This is a genomic window from uncultured Algibacter sp. (assembly GCF_947487575.1).
Taxonomy (GTDB): domain Bacteria; phylum Bacteroidota; class Bacteroidia; order Flavobacteriales; family Flavobacteriaceae; genus Algibacter_B.
The window spans coordinates 141,720-163,161 of record NZ_CANKXG010000002.1; the positions used below are offsets into that span (position 1 = coordinate 141,720).

General features: G+C 32.0%; 20 protein-coding genes and 1 tRNA gene. 9 read left to right on the forward strand and 12 right to left on the reverse strand.

Features of this window, described 5'->3' with window-relative positions; all coding sequences use genetic code 11:
- Positions 1-6: 6 nt before the first annotated feature.
- From Q0870_RS02775 to Q0870_RS02805, 7 genes are all read right to left on the reverse strand, one after another.
- Positions 7-1,545: an alpha/beta hydrolase-fold protein gene (locus tag Q0870_RS02775; protein WP_298550864.1), complete on the reverse strand. Its 1,539-nt coding sequence runs from the start codon at positions 1,543-1,545 to the stop codon at positions 7-9.
- Positions 1,546-1,554: 9 nt separating this feature from the next.
- A complete protein-coding gene (locus tag Q0870_RS02780; protein WP_298550865.1) occupies positions 1,555-2,190 on the reverse strand; it encodes a hypothetical protein in 636 nt (211 codons plus the stop codon).
- A gap of 11 nt (positions 2,191-2,201) precedes the next feature.
- A complete protein-coding gene (locus tag Q0870_RS02785) occupies positions 2,202-4,595 on the reverse strand; it encodes an ABC transporter permease (protein WP_298550867.1) in 2,394 nt (797 codons plus the stop codon).
- 32 nt (positions 4,596-4,627) lie between these two features.
- Positions 4,628-7,006 (reverse strand): ABC transporter permease, encoded by a 2,379-nt coding sequence (locus tag Q0870_RS02790; protein ID WP_298550869.1) that lies wholly within the window; start codon positions 7,004-7,006, stop codon positions 4,628-4,630.
- A 48-nt stretch (positions 7,007-7,054) separates the two neighbouring features.
- Complete coding sequence (locus tag Q0870_RS02795) at positions 7,055-7,834, reverse strand: DUF1028 domain-containing protein (protein WP_298550871.1); 780 nt, start codon at positions 7,832-7,834, stop codon at positions 7,055-7,057.
- Positions 7,835-7,982: 148 nt separating this feature from the next.
- Complete coding sequence (locus tag Q0870_RS02800) at positions 7,983-8,660, reverse strand: ABC transporter ATP-binding protein (protein ID WP_298550873.1); 678 nt, start codon at positions 8,658-8,660, stop codon at positions 7,983-7,985.
- 10 nt (positions 8,661-8,670) lie between these two features.
- Positions 8,671-9,921 (reverse strand): efflux RND transporter periplasmic adaptor subunit, encoded by a 1,251-nt coding sequence (locus tag Q0870_RS02805; protein WP_298550875.1) that lies wholly within the window; start codon positions 9,919-9,921, stop codon positions 8,671-8,673.
- A gap of 204 nt (positions 9,922-10,125) precedes the next feature.
- Here Q0870_RS02805 and Q0870_RS02810 point away from each other — a divergent pair, with 204 nt between their 5' ends.
- Both Q0870_RS02810 and Q0870_RS02815 read left to right on the forward strand, forming a co-directional pair.
- The gene (locus Q0870_RS02810) at positions 10,126-11,472 is read left to right on the forward strand and encodes a sigma-54 dependent transcriptional regulator (protein WP_298550877.1); all 1,347 of its coding nucleotides are present in this window, start codon (positions 10,126-10,128) and stop codon (positions 11,470-11,472) included.
- Positions 11,462-12,829 (forward strand): HAMP domain-containing sensor histidine kinase, encoded by a 1,368-nt coding sequence (locus tag Q0870_RS02815; RefSeq protein ID WP_298550880.1) that lies wholly within the window; start codon positions 11,462-11,464, stop codon positions 12,827-12,829. Before Q0870_RS02810 ends, Q0870_RS02815 begins: the two co-directional genes overlap by 11 nt.
- A 111-nt stretch (positions 12,830-12,940) precedes the next feature.
- On the opposite strand, the gene Q0870_RS02820 is transcribed toward Q0870_RS02815, so the two are convergent.
- Positions 12,941-13,014 (reverse strand) — tRNA-Arg (locus Q0870_RS02820).
- 84 nt (positions 13,015-13,098) lie between these two features.
- Here Q0870_RS02820 and Q0870_RS02825 point away from each other — a divergent pair.
- The 7 genes from Q0870_RS02825 (at position 13,099) to Q0870_RS02855 (ending at position 17,656) form a co-directional block, all read left to right on the forward strand.
- On the forward strand, positions 13,099-13,728 hold the full coding sequence (locus Q0870_RS02825) for a Crp/Fnr family transcriptional regulator (protein ID WP_298550882.1): 630 nt from the start codon (positions 13,099-13,101) through the stop codon (positions 13,726-13,728).
- 176 nt (positions 13,729-13,904) lie between these two features.
- Complete coding sequence (locus Q0870_RS02830; protein WP_298550884.1) at positions 13,905-14,462, forward strand: YeeE/YedE thiosulfate transporter family protein; 558 nt, start codon at positions 13,905-13,907, stop codon at positions 14,460-14,462.
- A gap of 4 nt (positions 14,463-14,466) precedes the next feature.
- Positions 14,467-14,880, forward strand: coding sequence for a DUF6691 family protein (locus Q0870_RS02835; RefSeq protein ID WP_298550886.1), 414 nt, complete (start codon positions 14,467-14,469; stop codon positions 14,878-14,880).
- Complete coding sequence (locus tag Q0870_RS02840; RefSeq protein WP_298550888.1) at positions 14,881-15,672, forward strand: sulfite exporter TauE/SafE family protein; 792 nt, start codon at positions 14,881-14,883, stop codon at positions 15,670-15,672.
- Between the two features lie 72 nt (positions 15,673-15,744).
- Complete coding sequence (locus Q0870_RS02845; RefSeq protein WP_298550890.1) at positions 15,745-17,157, forward strand: MBL fold metallo-hydrolase; 1,413 nt, start codon at positions 15,745-15,747, stop codon at positions 17,155-17,157.
- Between the two features lie 26 nt (positions 17,158-17,183).
- Positions 17,184-17,390: a DUF2892 domain-containing protein gene (locus tag Q0870_RS02850; RefSeq protein WP_298550892.1), complete on the forward strand. Its 207-nt coding sequence runs from the start codon at positions 17,184-17,186 to the stop codon at positions 17,388-17,390.
- On the forward strand, positions 17,387-17,656 hold the full coding sequence (locus tag Q0870_RS02855) for a heavy-metal-associated domain-containing protein (protein WP_298550894.1): 270 nt from the start codon (positions 17,387-17,389) through the stop codon (positions 17,654-17,656). The genes Q0870_RS02850 and Q0870_RS02855 overlap by 4 nt, the downstream gene beginning before the upstream one ends.
- Here the strand turns inward: Q0870_RS02855 and Q0870_RS02860 are convergent.
- The 4 genes from Q0870_RS02860 to Q0870_RS02875 are packed head-to-tail and all read right to left on the reverse strand — an operon-like array spanning position 17,653 to position 21,406.
- On the reverse strand, positions 17,653-17,928 hold the full coding sequence (locus Q0870_RS02860; RefSeq protein ID WP_298550896.1) for an ATP-dependent Clp protease adaptor ClpS: 276 nt from the start codon (positions 17,926-17,928) through the stop codon (positions 17,653-17,655). The two genes, Q0870_RS02855 and Q0870_RS02860, sit on opposite strands and share 4 nt — an antisense overlap.
- A 32-nt stretch (positions 17,929-17,960) precedes the next feature.
- Positions 17,961-18,794 (reverse strand): 50S ribosomal protein L11 methyltransferase, encoded by an 834-nt coding sequence (gene prmA, locus Q0870_RS02865; RefSeq protein ID WP_298550898.1) that lies wholly within the window; start codon positions 18,792-18,794, stop codon positions 17,961-17,963.
- Positions 18,795-18,831: 37 nt separating this feature from the next.
- Positions 18,832-19,467, reverse strand: coding sequence for a response regulator transcription factor (locus Q0870_RS02870; RefSeq protein ID WP_298550900.1), 636 nt, complete (start codon positions 19,465-19,467; stop codon positions 18,832-18,834).
- Positions 19,457-21,406 (reverse strand): sensor histidine kinase, encoded by a 1,950-nt coding sequence (locus Q0870_RS02875; protein ID WP_298550902.1) that lies wholly within the window; start codon positions 21,404-21,406, stop codon positions 19,457-19,459. Before Q0870_RS02875 ends, Q0870_RS02870 begins: the two co-directional genes overlap by 11 nt.
- Positions 21,407-21,442 lie beyond the last annotated feature (36 nt).

The window sequence follows — 21,442 nt, forward strand, 5'->3', positions numbered from 1 at the left end:
TGTTTTTTATTTACTATAAAACAAGTCAAAAGGAAATATCTCAGAATCCTCAGCATTAGGCTTTAAATAATAAAAGGCATAATCTTTCTTTTTACCTTTCTTAAGAAATGAGAATTTAATAGGATAATAACCAGATTCTAAAGGCAAAACATAGCTTTTACCATACTTTACATTATGCATACCTATTTTAGTTATAATTGGTTGGTTATTGATATACATTTTTATATCGTAACCTGAATTTAGAACAAAAGTATACATCCCAGCTTCTTCAATTTTTATATAACCTTCTAACACACAGCCATAGTTTGTCTCTTCTGGAAATAATGAAAAATCAAATTTTTTTTCAATCTTACCTTCTTTTACAGGTTTAAGCGAACTAAAATCAGGTAAAGTATCCCACTTTCCTTTATAGTACTTATACTTTAAACTAGACACTTGTGAATTTTCTAATTTAGATATAGCTGGGAGAGTTTTTCCCAATGTATAGGTGTTGATACTGGTTTTATTAGTTTTATTGTTTCTTTTTTCTATAATCTTTGTTTTAAGTATTGCTGGTTCTTCTAACAATAATGTTTTTCCAAAAATCTTAGAGTCTTTAGTTGGCTCAGTACCATCAAGTGTATATCTTACATTTGATTTTCCAGATGTATTAAATAGTTTAATAGGTTGATTTTTTAACATAATCCCTGCCATAGGATGGATTATTATTCTTTTTCTAGAATAACCTTCATAGGCATATTTTAATCCATCATAAACACTTTTATAACGAATAGAACCATGGGTTTCTCCCTGATATTTCATGCTTTTCCAGTCTAACGCTGCAGGAGCAAAAGCGCTTAAAATCGAATCCATAGCAGCTATTCCCATACCTTTATATGGCGTTCCTTCTCGTCCTGTATAAAATAAAGTTTTACCATGCAATGCAGGGTTATTAATTTTTTCTTTAGTGGTAGCTATCATCACTTCATCATCCCACCAAAAAGAAGGGTCAACAGCAATATACGCTTCGAATAAATGAGGTTTATTGAGTAAAGCTGTCATTGCATATACTCCTCCAAAAGAATGTCCATAAAGAATATTTGTTCCATTGCTTGGGTATTTTTCATTGATGTAAGGCATTAATTCCTTTTCGAAAAAATTAAGAAACTGCATAGCTCCTCCTGAAGTTGGAAAATTTTCTTGATTAGTGGGGAGAAAATCACGATTACGGTCTGTGTTTTGAATAGCAACTATAAGCATTGGTGGCATTTTACCATTTTTAACAATGAATTCTTGAGCATTGCGTATTACATCTATATTTTTATCATTTCCATCAGTAACATAAATCACTCCATATTTCTTTTTCGATTTAGTGCTAAACGTATTAGGTAACACGATTTCAATTTTACGCTGTTCTTGTAAAATTTTTGATTTAATAGTATCTGTAATAACTTTATACTCCTGAGAAATCAAAGAATTACCCATAAGTATAAAGCATAAAAAACATAAGGTTTTTTGTACCCATTTGTTAAACACTATTTTTGTATGTAATTGAATTTTTATCATATCAAAACTTTAATTATTAATCTTCAAACCTTTAAATTTTCCAGAGGAACCATTTCCTACCCAAAGCCCAATTGTATCCGATTTTATTTCTGTAAGTCTTTCGACCACTAAATCGGGGACTTTCGAATTATTTACATAAACACGCACTTCTTTTTCTCCTACTTCAATTTTTAGGTGAAACCAATCCTCTGGATTCGGTGGTGTTTTAATTTCATTTTCAAACTCGCCCGTTCTAGTTGTTCTCAACTCTCGCCATGTGTATTTTGGTTGACAGATGTATTGTAGCATGTGACTTTTTCTGGTAGCTTCTTTTGCTAAAAAGTTAAAAGGTCTAAAGTATATGGCTTCATAAGTAGCGTTGTCTTCAATATTAAAAGCAAACCCAACAAAACTTTTGCCTTTTAAATTCTGCCCTAAAAGGTCCAATTCTATAGTTCCTTTTTTAAATGCTATATTTTCAAAAATGACTAATCCATCGCCTTTATTCGTATTCATAAAAATAATCGAGTCTTTAGAAATAGACCTATTAACGGTCTTTACTTCAATCTTATCAAATCCTACAATTTGCTGTTTTTTTTGTGCAAAGGCACTGGTGCTTACGATTATAAAAAAGGCTACTATTTTTAAAATTTTATTTGTTTTCATTGTATTTGTTTTTATTCTGTTCTTAAACTGTTAATCGGGTTTGCACGTGCTATTCTCGATATATGAAAACTTATAGTTATTAGCGTCATTAAAATTGCACCTGCAATAGAAACCACAAAAATTGACCAAGAAACATTAATTCTATATTCAAAATTGAGTAACCAAGCATTCATATAATAGTATGCGATTGGCACTGCTAATACGCAAGACAGTATAACTAGACCAACAAAATTTTTAGAAAGCATAATCCAAAGGTTAGATATCGAAGCCCCTAAAATTTTCCGAACACCTATTTCTTTGGTCCGCTGTTCTACCACATAAGATGTTAACCCAAATAGTCCCAAACAACTAATAAAAATGGCGAGTAGCGTAAATAAGCTAGCTAAATTTGAAATGCGTTCTTCTTCTGCAAATTTTCGTCCATATTCCTCATCTATAAATTGATATTCAAACGGCGAATTAGGAAAGTGCTGCTTAAATACTTTTTCTATTAGCTTTAAATTAGCACTCATACTTTTTTCTGGGTTTAATCTTAAATTATAATAGCCTAAATCGCCGCGCTTATTAAATGCATATATCGCTTGTTTTACAGGCTCGTAAGGCGACTGGGTTATCATATTTTCTACCACACCAATAATTTTCCACTTGCCTTTGTGGTAGCCTGTTGACTTTAAATAAGTCCCTACAGGATTTTTAAGTCCCATGTACTTTACAGCTGCCTCATTAATAAGTACAGCACTAGAATCTGTAGAGAACCTTTTCGAAAAATCTCTTCCCTCTACAATCTTTAATCCTATGGTTTGAGCGTACTCATGCGAGACTTTAGTCCATGCAAAGCTATCTACAAAGCCCTCTGGCTTTCCTTCCCATAAAAAACCACTTTCATTAGATTCTATTGCTGTGGTTGGACTGGTTGAAGTTGCCATTTCTACAACAGCCCCAGACCTCAAAAATTCATTACGCATTAATACATCTTTACCATAAAAACGACCATTCGCAGTTGGTATTTGTATTAAACCATTTTTATTATAACCTACAGGTCTGTCTTTGCTAAATTGAATTTGTTGCATTACAACTATAGTACCTATAATAAACACTACAGAAACAGTAAATTGAGCTACTACTAGTATTTTTCGAGGTAACATTGAAAAACGCTCTGGTCGAAAAACACCTTTTAATACGCTTACAGGTTTAAAAGAAGACAAATACAATGCGGGATAGCCTCCAGAGATAAAGGTAATTAGCATTATAAATACTAATGAGCCTAACCAAAATAGAGCACTATCCCATGGGAAATAAATGTGCTTATTTACAAGTTCGTTAAACCCATATAAGGACAATTGCACAATAACAACGGCAATGCTATAAGCAAGGCATACCACTAAAAACGATTCGCTTAGAAATTGATATATCAATGCATTTCTACTGGAGCCTATTGCTTTTCTAACGCCTACTTCCATAGCGCGCTTTTCCGATCTAGCCGTATTTAAATTCACGAAATTTATACACGCTAATAACAAAATGAGTAATCCTATAATTGAAAATAAGCGTACATATTTAATCCTACCACCATCTGTTTGCTTTCCGCCTTCAAAATTCCATCTTAAATGCCAATCGTTCATAGGAAACAAAAACAATTCTGGATTAAATTTTTTAGTGCTCTTGCTTAAATTCTTTTTCAAATCTTTTATCTTAGACGATAGGGCTGCCATTGTCGTATTATCTGCTATCTGTACATAAAGTTGAAAAGAGTTGTTACTCCAATTATTTTCGGCCTTTTTAACCCAACGGTTCGTCTTTACATAAAAAGCCCACGGCATGACATATTCTATACCTTTAAAAGAACTTTTAACAGGGAAATCTTTATAAACTGCAGTTACTTTTACGTTATATTTCGTGTTCACTTTTACAATCTTCCCTACAGGGTCTTTATCTCCAAAAAGTGCTTTGGCAGTAGACTCCGAAAGCATAATAGAATTCACTTCCTCCACACCATTTCTTTTACCTTTTAAAATTTCTAAACTAAACATATCAGGCCCTCCAGATTGTACAAAAAGTCCTTCTCGTGAAATAGAAACGTCTTTAAATCCCATAGTCTGCTTACCGAAAGATGCCATCGCTATGTGTTTAAAATAGCTATCGTAATCAGTTCTTAAAGCTGTTTCTAAAGCTCTTGGGATGCCACCATGCGTTAATACTTCCCCATTAAAAGTTTCATTTTGAAGCACTAACGCTATTTTATCTCGATGTTCAATATGGTCATTATACGTTAATTCATCATAAACCCAGAGTGAAATTAAAAGTGTCGCAGCTATACCTATTGCTAATCCTCCAATGTTAATAGCAGAATACCCTTTACTTTTTATAAGGTTTCGCCACGCGATTTTAAAATAGTTACGTAACATGATTTTATATTTTGATTGATGATGGAATAATTTTATTCCGCCCTTAAACTCTTAATCGGGTTAGTAAAAGCAGTTTTAATAGTTTGATAACTAATAGTAACAAGTGTTAATAGTAATGTAGACAGAATGGCTACAACAAAATACCACCAACTTACCTGTGTTCTATACGCATAGCCTTGTAACCATTGCTCCATGACATACCATGCAATGGGTGTGGCAATGGCTCCTGCTATTATAATAAGTTTTATAAAGTCTATCGAGAATAAAGCCAGTATGTTCTTAACGCTACTGCCCAATACTTTTCGAACACCAATTTCTTTTATTCTTTGGTTTACAAAAAACAGAATCAAACCATAAATACCAAGACACCCTATAAAAATGGCTAAGCCTGAAAATAGTTTTGACAGTGATAAATACCGCTGTTCTGTTTCATACTGTTCCGCAACTCGTTCATCTAAAAAACGGTGTTCAAAAATGTTATCGGGGAAGGTTTGAGACCAGATAGCATCTATCTGAGCTAATGCCGTTTTTGTATTGGCATAATTTAATTTTACAGCAATTTCTTTATACCAATTAGGATTGGACGTAATGATGGCCGGCTCTATTTCTTCTGTGAATTTTTGATTGTGGAAATTTTTAAAGACTCCAACAATAGTTGTTTTTTGTTTTTGAAATTGTAGTGATTTGCCTAGAACCTCTTCTGTAGAAGTAAGCCCAAGGTTTTCAACAAACTTTTCGTTTACTAGTACCTCTGTAGTTTTATCATCTTTAAAGAAACGACGCCCAGTAACTAAAGATATTTTAAATAGTTTTAAATAATCTATATCGCCTGCTTTAAGAGTGGTACTAAATTCTTCATTTTCTGGCCTGCTATTATATTTTACTCCAGTCCCCCAATTATTTTCTGCAGCTCCAGGGCTACCAAAACAACTAGACACTTCTTGAATGCCTGAGATGTTTTTTAGACGCGCTTTTAAAGTGTTTAGGGTCGTTGGCTTAGTATTAGACGGAATATCGAACATAACGATGGATTCTTTTTCAAAGCCCAAATCGCCATTAACAGCATAGGTAATTTGTTTAGAAATTACCAAAGTGGCCACAATAAGTATGATGGATATTGCAAACTGAGTTACCACCAATATTTTTCTTGTAAAAGTACCACCTGTATCATTAGGGTTCAACTTCCCTTTAAGCGCTAATACAGGCGCAATACGTGCTATTAAGACGCCAGGGTAACTTCCCGCTAAAAATGACACTATGCACAATAAAACAGTAAAAAAAACAATAAACCTGAACTCAAAAAGACTTTTTAAAGAGAGCTCTAGCTCAAATAAGTTATTAAAAGCTGGTAAAACCGATGCTGTTACAACTATTCCAATAATGGCTGCCAATGCACTAATTAAAAAGGTTTCTACCAAAAACTGCCAGAATAAGTGTTGTTTTAAACTTCCCAATACCTTGCGTACCCCTATTTCTTTAGAGCGATAAAAGGCTTGGGCTGTAGATATATTGATAAAATTAATGGAGGCAATGCTTATTAAAAACAATCCGATAATCCCAAAAATGATTAAAAACGTAGGGCTTAAACCACCATAATCTGTATTAAAGTGTATATCAGATAAGGGCTGTAATCTATATATATGTTTGTTTTTAGCTCTTGGCCTGTATTTTTTAGGCAGTTCTAAAAGTACTGTTTCAACAGCTGCCATATCTTGATTGGGCTTTAAACTTACAAAACACTGTAAAGCAGAGGTCGTTCCATTCCACCTTTCAGATGCTATAAAATTCCATATCTTTTTAACGTTTTGAAAAGAAATAAAGATTTCTGTATTTAAAAATGTGGTTTTAGGCAAGTCCTTTAAAACCCCAGTAATTTTAATAGACGTGTTATTATTAAGTACAAAAGTTTCCCCCACAACATCTTTTTTACCAAATAGCTCTAAGGCCTTTTGCGCTGTTATTAGCGCTGTATTTGGATTAGATATCTCTACATCATGACTTCCATCTACCAATGGAAAATTAAAAATTTTAAAAAAGTCAGCTTCAACAAATGACATATCTTGCTTAAATTTCGCTTTGCCATTACGTTTTGGGATATCAACTATTACATTAGTTAGTCTTACTATTTTAGCCACTTTATCTGTAAAGGCAAATTCTTCTCGAAATACTTTTGCAAATCCTGGAGGTGCAGAAGCTATATGATGAATTTGCCCCATGTGTTCTTCTGTAGTAACTCTGTATATGTTATCTGAGTCCTCATGAAATGTATCAAACGCCAAATGATGACTTATAAACAAATAAATAAGTATGCTACTAGAAAAACCAATAGCCAACCCTAAAATGTTTATAGCTGTAAATACTTTTCTCTTTACTAGATTTCGCCATGCGATTTTAAAATAGTTGCGTATCATGGGTGTTTGTTGATTTATTAAACAAGAATTAATTAGAGATAAATAGGCTTATTGTTTTTTATACCATTTAGGTACGATAGAGATTTTAGTGCTGCGATTCTTCATCTCTTTATAGTTTTTTTTCCAATTTTCAAATAAATTAGAAAGAAGCTCTACTGCAGATGTTTCACCAGGATTCATACCAATAACACTTAAATCTAAATAAGGAATAGCTTCATTGTCCTTTGGTTTGGCAACAGTGATATAAGCTGACCTAGCTCTTTGCATTCCACATCGTTTATCTCCACCTGCTTCTGCACCAGCTTTGAGAGCCCTCATCAGGCGAAATGCCAAAGGTTGTTTTTCTGCTGTATTGAAAGCTTCAAAAGCGGCTAAAACTACATTTTCATCAGGTAGAGTATTGCCAATAACTATAAAGTCATTAGATGTTTTATGACCATTCCATTTCCAAATATTTTTGCCGTGATAGAAGGCTGGAGTTGTATGCTCCTCTAGTGATATCACAGCATATTGCTGTTCTTCTGGGTTAAATTTTTCACTCCTCATTGCTTCGATGATTTCTTCTGGAGAAGAACCGTTTGATAGCATTTCAATGCCAAGTTTTCTTGGTTCTGAATTGCTTTTAGCTTGAACCACCACTACACCTTTACCTGGCACACATATACCAACACCTCTAACATCCCAAGTGCATGAAGCGCTAGCAATACCTATTTCTCTCGTAGTTCGGTCAACAGCTATTATAGACCAAGTTGCATATGTATTCGTTTGGATTACAAAGATGAAAAGTAGTAATATTAGTAGTTTCGAATTGTTTCTTAAGTTTTTCATAAGTTTATTTTTTGCTTTCTCAATGAGTTTCTATAAGGACTTTAAAATCACTTAATTATTACAGTATTCGAGAAATCAGTAAACATTTTATTTCTTTTTACTTCGATAGTATTATATTGAGTTACTTAATTGCACAGCCAACAAAAAACTAAACCAAACTATTCTCAGCCACCTTTTGGCCGTCTAGTAAGCGTATAATGCGATGCGTAAACTTCGCATCGTGTTCACTATGGGTAACCATAACAATAGTAGTTCCTTGAGCATTTAACTCGGTTAAAAGTTCCATAACCTCATTACCATTAGAGCTGTCTAGGTTTCCTGTTGGCTCATCGGCAAGTATTAAATTGGGGTTATTAACAACCGCTCTAGCAACAGCAACACGTTGTTGCTGCCCTCCGGATAACTGTTGCGGAAAGTGTTTGCGGCGGTGCATAATCTGCATTTTTTCTAAAACTTCATGCACGCGCTTCGTACGTTCTGCTTTTTTAACTCCTATATAAATTAATGGTAGCTCCACATTTTCAAAAACAGAAAGTTGGTCTATAAGATTAAAACTCTGGAATACAAATCCAATATTATGCTTGCGTAAATGGGCGCGCTTACGTTCGTTATAATCAATAACCTCTTCATCGTTAAAAACAAAACTGCCTCCATCAGCGTCATCTAACATTCCTAAAATATTAAGTAAAGTCGATTTTCCGCAACCTGAAGGCCCCATAATCGCTACAAACTCGCCTTTTTTAACCTCAAAAGACAACTTGTTAATAGCTATGGTTTGTAACTCTTCTGTTTTATAATACTTTTCTAAGTCTGTAATTTTTATCATGATGTATATATTATTCTTTTAATACTAATTCTTCTTTATCTCCAAAATTATCGTAGCTAGATGTTATTACTTTATCGCCAGGAGATAAACCTTCTAACACTTCATAATACTCGGTATTTTTAGTTCCTAAACGTATATCTACTTTATAGGCTAGCGTGCCTTCTTCATTTAATTTAAAAATCCAATTTCCTCCGGTTTTTTGAAAAAATCCGCCTTTAGGCACTAAAACCGCTTGTTTTTCATCACTTAAAGCTAATCTAATTTGAAGCGATTGCCCTCTTCTAATACCTTCAACTTTTTCATCAAACAACATGTCTACTTGAAACCGCCCTTCTGTTACTTGCGTAAACACTTTCTTTATAATCAATTTATAATCTTTTCCATTAAAAGAAAAAGTACCCTGTTGACCTGTGTAAATTCTAGAAATATAATGCTCATCGATATCTGCACGTACTTTAAATCCGCTTAATACATCAACCTGCCCTAAACGCTGCCCTTTATTTTTAGATTGCCCTATTTCTGCATCTAACGATGTTAATTGCCCATCTACAGGTGCTCTTACCACCAAGTCGCCTACTTTTTTTCGCATTAATTTTAATGCACTTTGCGTTCTCCCTAAAGAATTTCTTTTTTGGTTCGCTTCCTGCTTTGTAGATATAGAATCTTGTTTTAAAATTTCTTGTGCTAACTTCATACGCTGTTTCTGGTACTTATAATTATTTTCAGATTCTTTAAATTCTTGCATACCAATAGCTTTTTCTGCCAATAGCTTTTTATTAAGTTGGTAAACACGGTCTGCTTCAATTAATGCGTTTTCAACATCAGTTAATCGGTTTAATCTATTAATAGTATTTTGGCTTGCTGCATTTTGTGAAATTTGCATTTGCGTTAATAAATTATAAACCGATGTTTCTTGATTTATTAAACTTAATTCTAAATCTGTATTAGAAAGACGCAGAATAGGGTCGCCTTGTTTCATTAGGGCACCATCTTCTACAAAAACTTCATCAACTCGCCCGCCTTCTAAAGCATCCAAATAGATAGTAGTAATAGGCATTACAACTCCACTAACAGGAATATTCTCTTGAAATACACCTTGTTTTATTTCATTAATTGAAATTCGCTCTAAATCAACATTTAATTTTGAATTACCTCCTGTAGAACTAATTACAAATGTTATTAATGCAATTATAAGTGCAATGCCTATAATAAGGCTGATTCTTTTTTTACTAAAACGTTTTTTTTCTAAAACAATATCCATGAACTATTAATATTTTACTTTGTTATAGTTACTATCGTGCCATAAATACAATTTACTGATTTTAAGTAATTTAAAAAAACACTACTGAATATGTAGTGTTCGAAAATGATACACCTGCGTTCGGTAACATCACACTTTTTTAGCGTTTTATTTTAGTGGTTTAATAATTTTAAATGCCCTCAATAATATTGTAATATTGTAATTATGCTATTAAAAAATGCTAACATATTAGTTGTAGACGATGATGCCGATGTGCTAATTGCATTGCGATTGCTATTAAAAACCAAAGTTAAAAGTGTTACAACCGAGCAGAATCCGGCCAATTTAGTCCACCTTATTAAAACACATAAATTCGATGTTGTTATTCTAGACATGAATTTTAATGGCCTTATAAACACAGGAAACGAAGGTATTTACTGGCTTAATAAAATTAAGGAAACTGATAATAACTTAGCCGTTATTTTAATAACAGCTTATGGCGATTTAGATTTAGCCATTAGATCCTTAAAAAAAGGCGCTTCAGATTTTTTAGTAAAACCTTGGAAAAATGATAAGCTCATTGATTCGCTTTACGATATTCTTGACAAAAAATCTTCAAAAAAAACCAAGACTTCAATAACCTTAGAAAAAGGTAATGAGTTATTGGGAGATAGTAACGAAATGAAAGATGTTTTTTTTAAAATTAAAAAAATAGCCCCAACAGATGCTAATATTTTAATTTTAGGAGAAAATGGCACTGGAAAAGATTTAATTGCAAAGGCTATTCACAATAACTCTTTAAGAAAAGACAAACCCTTTGTTAAAGTTGATGTAGGTGCTTTAACTGAAACCCTATTTGAAAGTGAATTGTTTGGTTATAAAAAGGGAGCTTTTACTGATGCGCGCGAAGACCGAAAAGGACGTTTTGAAGCCGCTCATGGTGGCACACTATTTTTAGATGAAATAGGAAATATTAGTTTACAGCAACAAGCCAGATTATTAACCGTTTTACAAAACCGACTTGTAACGCCATTAGGCTCTAACCAACCTATACCTATAGACATACGCCTTATTTGTGCTACAAACTTACATATAAATTCGCTTGCAGACGAAACCCATTTTAGAAAAGACTTAATTTATAGAATTAATACTGTTGAAATTATTGTTCCGCCTTTAAGAAACAGAGGAAAAGACATTATTTTATTAGCAAAACATTTTATTGATTTATACAGTGATAAATATTTAAAATCTAGTTTTAAGCTAAGTGATAATTTTAAAAAAAAGCTAAGCAATTATCATTTTCCAGGTAACGTTCGTGAGCTTCAATACGCCCTAGAACGTGCAATAATAATGACCGACGATTCTATATTGCATGAAGGTGATTTAGTTTTTTCCCCTATTGAAAAAAGTACGCAAAAAATAAACGAAAATGATTTAAAATTAGAAACCATAGAGAAAAATGCTATTTTAAAAGTCATTGAAAAAAACAATGGTAATATTTCTAAATCGGCTAAAGAATTAGGTATTACAAGAACAGCACTCTACAGGAGGCTTAATAAATATGGCTTATAACAAATTTAAATACGCCCTGTTTTACAGGGTCTTCATTTTATTTTTAGCGCTAACAGCCTTAGCGTTTAGCCTATTTGCTCTAGATTTTAATCTAAATCACCCTTTGAGATTAATTAGTATAGGTTGCTTTTTAGTTCTTGCTATTTTTTCTTTCAAAAACCTTTTCAAATTTGTTTTTAAACGGTTTTCTGAAATAGACGACTTCTTCGAATCTATAAAATATAAAGATTTTTCGCGATGGTTTAATGAAGATTCTGGAACTCCTGATATTCAAAAACTACATAAAAACTTCAATGTCGTTAATAGAAGCATCATTCAAATAAATAAAGAAAAAGAAGAGCAACATTTATATCTAAAAAAAATATTAGAACTTATACAAACTGGAATTATAGCCTACAATATTAAAACAGGCAACGTTTTATGGGTTAATGATGCCTTTAAAACTATATTAAAAATCCCCTCTTTAAAAACCACTCATTTTATTGAAAAAAGAAATCCAAAACTTTACAATACCATTTTTACAGACAGTTATACAACGGAAGACAGTATAACGCTAGATGTTGAAAATGAAAAGGTTAAATTATTAATATCGAGTTCTGTTTTTCAAATAAAAGACGACACTTTTAAATTAATTGTTTTACAAAACATTGATGACACTTTAAATAAAAACGAATCTGAAGCTTGGAAAAAACTATTAAGCGTCATGACTCATGAAATCATGAATTCTATTGCTCCAATTTCATCTTTAGCAGATACACTTCAAAAAAATTTACAAGTAGCTATTGAAAACCCAGAAGAATCTCATTTAGAATTAGAAGACATTAACTCCGGAATAAAAACAATAAAAAATCGTAGTGAAGGCCTCTTAAAATTTGCAAAAACATATAGAAGTTTAAGTAAAGTAACTAATCTTAATTTACAACGTATTAGAGTTTCAAAATTGTTTAATAATATTCAGTTACTCATGGAAACATCCATAAAAGCTAAAAATATTGGTATAGAATTTTCAATTTCAGAGCCAAAATTAGAGTTAGATATTGATACACATCTTATCGAGCAAGTATTAATAAATTTAATATTAAATGCTGTTGATGCATGTAAAAATCAAGACAAACCAGAAATAAAAGTACTGGCATCTCAAAATCCAAATAGAGATATCATCATCAAAGTATACGATAATGGTTCTGGTATTCCAGAGGACATTTTAGAAAACATTTTTGTACCATTCTTTACCAGTAAAGCTACAGGTAGCGGAATTGGGTTAAGCCTTTGTAAGCAAATTATGTTACTTCATAAAGGCAGGGTTATAGTAAAGAGTATTGAAGGTGAAGGTTCTGTATTTAGTCTTGTCTTTTAAGACTAATACTAAATGATTATGGGTTTAGAAAAAACTTCGTTTTGAAAAGCAAAAATCCCAGTTTATAAATTCAAGCAAGCTTGATTTAACACTGGGATTTTATTTTATTCGTGACCATGGCAGGATTCAAACCTGCAACCTCTTGAGCCGTAATCAAGTGCGCTATTCAGTTGCGCCACATGGCCTTTTTTCGTGGGTGCAAATATACATTTTTTATTAAAACACCACCAAACAATTTCTTTCAATTTTTTAAATCATTACTTTTGAATATGACTTCAACCCAGCTACAAGAAAAATTCAGTAATATTTTAGATAATGAGCTAATAAACGAAATTGAAAGTGTTGGCAAAATAGCTTCATTTAAAAAAAACGACATCATCATTGATATCAATCAGCCTTTAAAGCACATTCCACTATTACTAAACGGAAACATCAAAATACTCCGCGAAGATGCAGATGGTAATGATCTCCTTATCTATTTTCTAGAAGCTGGGGAAACCTGTACCATGTCTCTCACCTGTTGTATGGGCACAACAAAAAGTAAAATTAGAGCTGTAGCCGAAAAAGATTCCACACTCATCATGATACCCGTTCAAAACATGCAAAAATGGTTTCACAGTAACACAAGTTGGCGCAATTTTATTCTAGAAAGTTACCAAACCCGTTTTGACGAAATGCTCGAAGCCATAGACAACCTCGCCTTTATGAAAATGGACGAGCGCCTACACAAATACCTCATCAACAAAACAAAACTTCATGCCTCAAAAACCATAATTGTAAAACACCAAGACATCGCCGAAGATTTACACACCTCAAGAGTTGTCATATCTCGACTATTAAAACAACTCGAAAACGAAACCAAAATCAAACTCAGTCGAAACAAAATAGAAGTGCTTTAAATAATTTTGGGCGCTACCTAAAGGTCGGGCTGTGGGCTTTCCTTTTCAATCCCTAGCGCAGCCATCCGCCATATTTAGCTTCAAATTTCAATTTGGTTACCTTTATGCTAGCTTAAGTAACATTTATTACAGTCACTTAAAAACGTTAAATTTAAATTCGCATTAAATTATCAGGTATGAATTATGTATTAAACCCTTGGCCTTGGTATGTTTCTGGCCCACTTATTGCTTTTGTAATGGCACTACTACTCTACTTTGGAAAAACATTTGGTATGTCATCAAACCTTCGCACCATGTGTACAATTGCCGGAGCCGGTAAATTTGCAGACTTTTTTAAGTTTAAATGGAAAGACCAACTATGGAATTTAACCGTTGTTTTAGGAGCAATTATTGGAGGCTTTATTGCTGTTCAATATTTATCAAATAATAGCGAAACAAATTTAAACCCAACAACGGTTATTGAGCTTCAAAACATGAATTTCAAAAACCCAGGTTCAACATTAGTCCCAAACGAAATGTATAGCTTAGATGCTATAACAAACCCAAAAGCATTAATACTCTTAATTGTTGGTGGCTTATTAGTTGGTTTCGGAACACGTTACGCTGGTGGTTGCACATCTGGTCATGCCATTACAGGTTTAAGCAGTTTACAAAAACCCTCCTTAATTGCAGTAATCGGTTTTTTTATTGGCGGCTTAATTATGACTAATTTTATTTTACCATTAATATTTTAAGTATATGAAATTTTTAAAATTTTTATTAGTAGGTATATTTTTCGGTATAGTTTTAGTAAAATCCGAAGCCGTTTCATGGTATCGTATTTACGAAATGTTTAGGTTTCAATCCTTTCATATGTATGGGATAATAGGTACAGCTATTACATCAGGAATTCTCTTTTTACAGATTTCTAAAAAAGGGTATATAAAAAGTATAAAAGGTGCTGATATATTTGTTCCTAAAAAAGAAAAAGGATTAGTAAGATATATTCTTGGAGGCACCATTTTTGGTTTTGGCTGGGCACTTATTGGAGCTTGCCCTGGCCCAATGTACATTCTTTTAGGCACAGGTGTTTGGAGTATGGTTATTGTTATAGCTGCAGCAATTCTTGGAACCTTCATCTACGGGTTATTAAAAAATAAATTACCCCATTAAATGGATACTATTCAAATTTTGGGATACATCGGTGCCCTAGTTGTTGGTCTCGTATTAGGCCTTATCGGTGGTGGTGGTTCCATACTTACTGTACCACTTTTGGTTTATCTTTTAGGGTATAACCCCGTAATTGCAACAGCATATTCGCTTTTTGTAGTAGGTACATCATCTATGGTTGGCACGTATCAAAAACACAGAAAAGGACTCGTTGATTTTAAAACAGGTTTAGCTTTTTCTTTCCCTTCTTTTGTTGCGGTGTATTTATCCAGAAGATATTTGGTTTCTGGTATTCCTGAAACCTTATTTTCTATTGGTGAGTTTCAACTTTCCAAAAGCATGGGCATCATGATATTTTTTGCTATCATTATGCTTTTGGCTTCTATTTCTATGATTAAAAAAGGAAATAACAAAGAAGTAACATCAAAACCTCAGGCCTATTATAAAACCTTTATTCAAGGCTTAATTATTGGTACAATTACTGGTATTATTGGCGCTGGTGGTGGATTTTTATATGTACCAGCATTAGTACTTTGGGCTAATATCCCCATGAAAAAAGCTGTTGGAACATCATTAATTATTGTTACAATAAACTCCTTAATTGGTTTTACAGGAGATATGCAAACACTAGATATAGAATGGACTTTCCTTTTAACATTTACCTTAATTTCAATTATAGGCATTCTTATAGGCGTATTTCTTTCAAAATTTGTAAGTGGCGAAAAATTAAAAAAGAGCTTTGGTTTTTTTGTATTAATAATGGCTGTTTACATTATTTACAAAGAGCTAAAATAGTTTTAAATGTGATATAAGTTACAAACCAAAAAAATAAGGTTTCGTAATTTTGAATCATTAGATAAATTAATCATGAAAATAGAACAAATATATACAGGTTGTTTAGCTCAAGGAGCTTACTATATTGAATCAAATAGCGAAGTTGCTATAATAGACCCATTGCGTGAAACACAACAATATGTTGATAAAGCAGATAAAGAGAATGCCAAAATCAAATATATTTTTGAAACCCACTTCCATGCAGATTTTGTTTCTGGTCATGTAGATTTGGCTAAAAAAACAGGAGCCAAAATCATTTTTGGCCCTGGAGCTGAAACAAAATACGATGCCCATATAGCTAAAGATAACGAAACTTTTAAATTAGGAAATGTTACTATAAAAGTACTTCATACACCTGGACACACCTTAGAATCATCAACCTTTCTTTTAATTGATGAAAATGAAAAAGAACACGCTATCTTTTCAGGAGACACTTTATTTTTAGGTGATGTTGGACGACCAGATTTAGCTATAAAATCTAATTTGACTAAAGAAGATTTAGCTGCGATGTTGTATGACTCTTTACGTAATAAAATAATGCCTTTACCAGATAATATTATTGTATATCCTGCACATGGTGCCGGTTCTGCTTGTGGAAAAAATTTAAGTAAAGAAACTGTAGGTATTTTAGGTGACCAAAAAAAAACAAATTATGCTTTAAGAGCAGATATGACAAAAGCTGAATTTGTTAAAGAAGTCCTAGATGGTATTGCGCCACCACCTCAATATTTTGCAAAAAATGCCATGATGAATAAATCTGGTTATGATACTTTTGAAACCGTATTAAAGAAAGGAGACACTGCCTTAAACCCAGATGACTTTGAATTGATAGCAAATAATGAAGACGCCTTAGTTCTTGATGTGAGAACAGAAAAAGAATTTATTAATGCACACATACCAAACTCTATTTTTATTGGTATAAATGGAGGGTTTGCGCCATGGGTTGGTGCTTTAATTACAGATTTAAAACAACCAATTCTTTTAGTAACTCCTGAGGGAAGAGAAGAGGAAACTGTAACAAGATTGTCTCGTGTTGGCTATGATAATACTTTAGGCTATTTAGAAGGAGGTATTGAAGCTTGGAAAAAAGCAGGTAAAGAGATTGAAACTATTGAATCAATTTCTGTAAATCAATTTTCAGATGATTACAAAAACAAAAATATTAATATCTTAGATGTTAGAAAAGATGGTGAATACAAATCTGAACACCTAGAAGGTAATCAAGTACAACATTTTGCCTTAGATTATATTAATGATAATATGAATGCTATTGACAAAAACAAAACCTATTATGTGCATTGTGCTGGTGGCTATCGCTCTGTAATTGCAGCATCTATTTTAAAAGCACGAGGTTTTAATAATTTAATTGATATTGCTGGCGGTTTTGGAGCTATTAAAAACACAGATTTACCAACTACGGATTTTGTATGCCCAACAACTATATAAGTAATAATTAAAACGACATATACATTATGAAAAAAAACATGGGAACTTTAGATAAAGGCATTAGAATAGTAGTTGCTATTACGATAGCTCTATTATACTATTTTAATGCTATTTCTGGAACATTAGCATATGTACTAATGGCGGTAGCTATTATTTTTCTATTAACAAGTTTTATTAATTTTTGTCCTTTATACTCACTTTTTAGAATTAATACGTGTAAAATAAAAAAATGAAAACAACCCTAGAAATACAAAATTTAAAATGTGGCGGTTGTGCTAATACAATAAACAAAAAAATTTCAATATTGGAAGATGTTTCTGAATTAGAGATTAACAATGCTAATAATTCGGTTTCATTTCATTACGAAAATGAAAACACTTTAGAAAAAGTAAAAGCACTTCTAAACACAATAGGATATCCTGTTGTAGGACATAAAAATGCATTAACTACAAAAGCTAAGTCTTTCGTGAGTTGTGCTATTGGAAGATTAAATAATTAAATAATTTCTGCGCTTAAGCCTGCTTCTATAAGCATAGAGCAGCGTGGTTTTAAATCTTTATACTCGCCTGTTTTAACTGTACATTTGCCTTTATAATGTACTAAAATTGCACATTGTTCGGCTTGTTCTGCAGAATGGTCGCAGGCATAAATAAGGGTTTCAATAACATGATCAAAGGTATTTACATCATCGTTAAACAATACAATCTCATTTTGAGTTAGTACCGCTTCTTCAAGTAATAATTTTTCTGATGTCTTTTCTTTTGTACTCATTTTCTAATAATCTTTGGGGATTAAATACACTACTAATTTAAAAATTTTAATGATACCCAATTGTTTCTTTCTAGTTTTTCTTTAAAATTTAACAAATGTTTTTCACATTCACTTTTAATCATTGGGATATCATCACTATAAAACCCGCTTAAAAATAACATACCATCTTTATTCAAACAAGATATATAGGTTGCCATATCTTGCATTAAAATATTACGATTTATATTAGCTATTATTATGTCGTATTTATTTTTTAAAACTGACGCATCGCCTTCAATAACAGTAATGTGTTTACAATTATTACGCTCTACATTTTCTAAACTGTTTAAATAGCACCAATTATCATAATCTATGGCATCTATGGGTTTTGCACCTTTTAATTCTGCTAAAATTGCTAAAACACCCGTACCGCAACCCATATCTAAAACAGATTTCCCGTCAAAATCGTTATTTAAAATATGCTGAATCATCATGTGCGTGGTTTCATGATGCCCTGTACCAAAACTCATTTTAGGTTCGATAATAATATCGTATTCTGTATCGAATTTATCATGAAACGGCGCACGAACCGCGCAAGCATTATCAACAACAATCGGGTTGAAATTCTTTTCCCATTCGGCATTCCAATTAGTTTGCTCGATATCTTCAAAAGTATAGGTGATTTGAAATTCATCTGAGTTTAAAATTTGAATGTTATCAAGAATATTCTCGTTCCACTCTTCTTTTTGAATATATGCTGTTGCGCCTTCTTCTGTTTCTACAAAACTTTCAAAGCCAGCGTAACCTAATTCGGCTATTAGAATTTCAACAGCTGGTTGTAGTGGAGAAACCTTAAACTCGTAACCTATATAAATGATGTTTGACATAGCCTGATTTTTCAAACTACAAAGATAAAAGTAAATACTATAACAACTCCTTTTCTATAGCTATTTTAATGATACCTACACTATTTTTCGCACCTAATTTGCTCATAATATTCATACGATGTGTTTCAACTGTTTTGGGACTGATAAATAGTTTTTCAGAAATTTGTTGTGTAGTTAATTCTTCAGAAATAGCCACCAATACATCATGTTCTCTGCGGGTTAAATTTGGTTTTAGCCCGTTGTTGTTTGTTTTGCTTGTGGTTTGACTTAATAATCGTTCTTGAATATCTTTTTGTAAAAACAATTCACCTGAAAGCACTATTTTCATAGCTTTAACCAACTCAAACTTATCGGTGTTTTTTAACAAATAACCATGAACACCATTTTTAAGCATGCGTTTTACAAACGAAATATCTTCAAAATTAGTGAGTGCTATTATTTTTAATCCTGGGTTATTATTTAATAATTGCTTACTTAAATCGATACCATTTATGTCAGGTAAATTAATATCCAACAATAAGACATCTGGCTTATCTTTTTCGATATTAGCAAGCGTGTTTTTTGCATTGTTATATAAACCAACTACTTTTAATTCTGGTGAGCTTTCAAGCATAGACGCAATGCCTTGCAATACCATTTGGTGGTCGTCTGTTATGGCTATTTTAATTATCATTTAACTCTGTATTATTAATATCTATGGTATATGATGTGCCATTTTTATTCGATAAAAAATCTACTTCGGCTTTTAAGTAATCTAGTCTTGATTGCACATTGCTTAATCCAATACCATCAGAAGTAATTACTTCTTTATTAAAACCTTTGCCGTTATCTTCTACTGTTATTTGAATGTTGTTGTTATGGCAGCTAATTTGCACATTTATACTTGAAGCATTGGCGTGTTTCAAACTGTTAGTAATTAGTTCTTGTATAATTCTGAATACATTAATCTCAGCTTTTTTAGTAAGAACAACAGTATCTCCTATATGCTGAAAACTTAAGTCTATTTCAGGGTTTACATCGTTTAAATTAGCACAATATAAATCGGTCGCTTCTACTAAATTAAAACTTTCTAATGATGGTGGTACCAGATTATGAGAAATAGCTCTTACTTGTTTACAAGAATCATCAATCATGGTTATCGCTTCTTTAATTACAGTATTATTCATTTCCAGAAGTGAAGATAGCTTGTATTTTATGGCAGATAAATCACCATTTACACCATCATGTAATTCTTTGGCAACACGCAAACGTTCTTTTTCTTCCCCTTCTATTAAAGACTCCAATGTTTTAATTTGGAACTCTCTTTTCAAAGTTAGTAACTCTTGGTTTTTTCGTTTTTGACGTTGTTTAAATAAAAAACCTAACAAAACTGCTATTGACAATAGAAAAATAACTGTACCTAACATATAATTATTTTGAGTTTTCTTTTTTTGAATTTCAGATTTTTGTTCCTTTAATGCTAATTGTTGGGTGGCTATTTCTTTATCTTTTTTTTCTGTTTGGTATTTTACATCCAACTCGTTAACTTTTTCCTTAATTACTATGCTTTGAATGCTATCATTTAGATCTTTTCCTTTTTTATAATATGTATATGCTCTACCTCTTTCTCCTCTATTTTCATAAACTTTAGAAAGTCCTATTAAAACTTTTGATTGATTTGCCCTTGACTTAATCTCTCTTGATAGTACTAAAGCTTTATCAAAATTACTTTCAGCTTTACTTAAATTAGCTGTTTCTAGATAAAAATTTCCCAAATCATAATATGAGCCACACAAAGGTAATTTTTCACCCATTTGTTTTCTTATTTCTAAAGCTGATAAATAATTTTTTTCTGCTAAAGCAAACTTCTTTTGTGTATGCTGAATAAGCCCAATGTTTCTTAATTGAAATGATTTTATAATTAAATCTTCGCTATTTTTACTTAAATCGTAACCTTTATTAAAATAATTTAAAGCTAAATCTAAACTATCTAAGTGCTTATATACTACGCCAATATTATTATAAATCAAACCTATATCGTGTAAATTATTAGATTCTAAATATGATTTTTCTACTTTTTTATAATAGTTAAGAGCTTTTTTATATTGCCCCATTTGATCATAAATAGCACCCAAAGCATTTTGGTTGATTAGAGCTCTTTCTTTATTATTAGTAAGTTCTGACAGCTCTAAGGATTTCAGAAGAAAATCTACGGCTTCAACCTTTTTATCAAGCCCCATATAACTAACTCCAATTTGATAGTAGGTAGAAATTAAGTTGAAAGTATCTTTTTTCTTTTCAATAGATTCTTTATAATCCATTAAAAGTCTCAAAGCTTTTTCAGAATCCCCTAAAACTCTATGCACAACTGAATAATTATACAAGGATAACATCTGTAATTCATCGTTATTAATTTCCTTACTTAAACTAGCTAAAGAATCATTATATTTTAAAGATATTTTAGGTTTATTGTAAATATAATTTCGAACTAAATCATTATATAAGCTACATTTCTTTACTTGGTTTTTTTCAACAAGTAATATTTGTTCCAAACTGTCAATTACAATATTCGTTTGGCAAAACAATAAACTTGTGGACAAAAGAAAAACAAAAACGACTAATACTTTCTTCAAAATAATTTGTTTTAAGTGCTATAAATGTAAGAAATT

Coding starts and splice junctions, on each gene's coding strand:
- Q0870_RS02775 (WP_298550864.1), bottom strand. CDS start 1,545: ATGATAAAAATTCAATTACATACAAAAATAGTGTTTAACAAATGGGTA.
- Q0870_RS02780 (WP_298550865.1), bottom strand. CDS start 2,190: ATGAAAACAAATAAAATTTTAAAAATAGTAGCCTTTTTTATAATCGTA.
- Q0870_RS02785 (WP_298550867.1), bottom strand. CDS start 4,595: ATGTTACGTAACTATTTTAAAATCGCGTGGCGAAACCTTATAAAAAGT.
- Q0870_RS02790 (WP_298550869.1), bottom strand. CDS start 7,006: ATGATACGCAACTATTTTAAAATCGCATGGCGAAATCTAGTAAAGAGA.
- Q0870_RS02795 (WP_298550871.1), bottom strand. CDS start 7,834: ATGAAAAACTTAAGAAACAATTCGAAACTACTAATATTACTACTTTTC.
- Q0870_RS02800 (WP_298550873.1), bottom strand. CDS start 8,660: ATGATAAAAATTACAGACTTAGAAAAGTATTATAAAACAGAAGAGTTA.
- Q0870_RS02805 (WP_298550875.1), bottom strand. CDS start 9,921: ATGGATATTGTTTTAGAAAAAAAACGTTTTAGTAAAAAAAGAATCAGC.
- Q0870_RS02810 (WP_298550877.1), top strand. CDS start 10,126: ATGCTATTAAAAAATGCTAACATATTAGTTGTAGACGATGATGCCGAT.
- Q0870_RS02815 (WP_298550880.1), top strand. CDS start 11,462: ATGGCTTATAACAAATTTAAATACGCCCTGTTTTACAGGGTCTTCATT.
- Q0870_RS02825 (WP_298550882.1), top strand. CDS start 13,099: ATGACTTCAACCCAGCTACAAGAAAAATTCAGTAATATTTTAGATAAT.
- Q0870_RS02830 (WP_298550884.1), top strand. CDS start 13,905: ATGAATTATGTATTAAACCCTTGGCCTTGGTATGTTTCTGGCCCACTT.
- Q0870_RS02835 (WP_298550886.1), top strand. CDS start 14,467: ATGAAATTTTTAAAATTTTTATTAGTAGGTATATTTTTCGGTATAGTT.
- Q0870_RS02840 (WP_298550888.1), top strand. CDS start 14,881: ATGGATACTATTCAAATTTTGGGATACATCGGTGCCCTAGTTGTTGGT.
- Q0870_RS02845 (WP_298550890.1), top strand. CDS start 15,745: ATGAAAATAGAACAAATATATACAGGTTGTTTAGCTCAAGGAGCTTAC.
- Q0870_RS02850 (WP_298550892.1), top strand. CDS start 17,184: ATGAAAAAAAACATGGGAACTTTAGATAAAGGCATTAGAATAGTAGTT.
- Q0870_RS02855 (WP_298550894.1), top strand. CDS start 17,387: ATGAAAACAACCCTAGAAATACAAAATTTAAAATGTGGCGGTTGTGCT.
- Q0870_RS02860 (WP_298550896.1), bottom strand. CDS start 17,928: ATGAGTACAAAAGAAAAGACATCAGAAAAATTATTACTTGAAGAAGCG.
- prmA (WP_298550898.1), bottom strand. CDS start 18,794: ATGTCAAACATCATTTATATAGGTTACGAGTTTAAGGTTTCTCCACTA.
- Q0870_RS02870 (WP_298550900.1), bottom strand. CDS start 19,467: ATGATAATTAAAATAGCCATAACAGACGACCACCAAATGGTATTGCAA.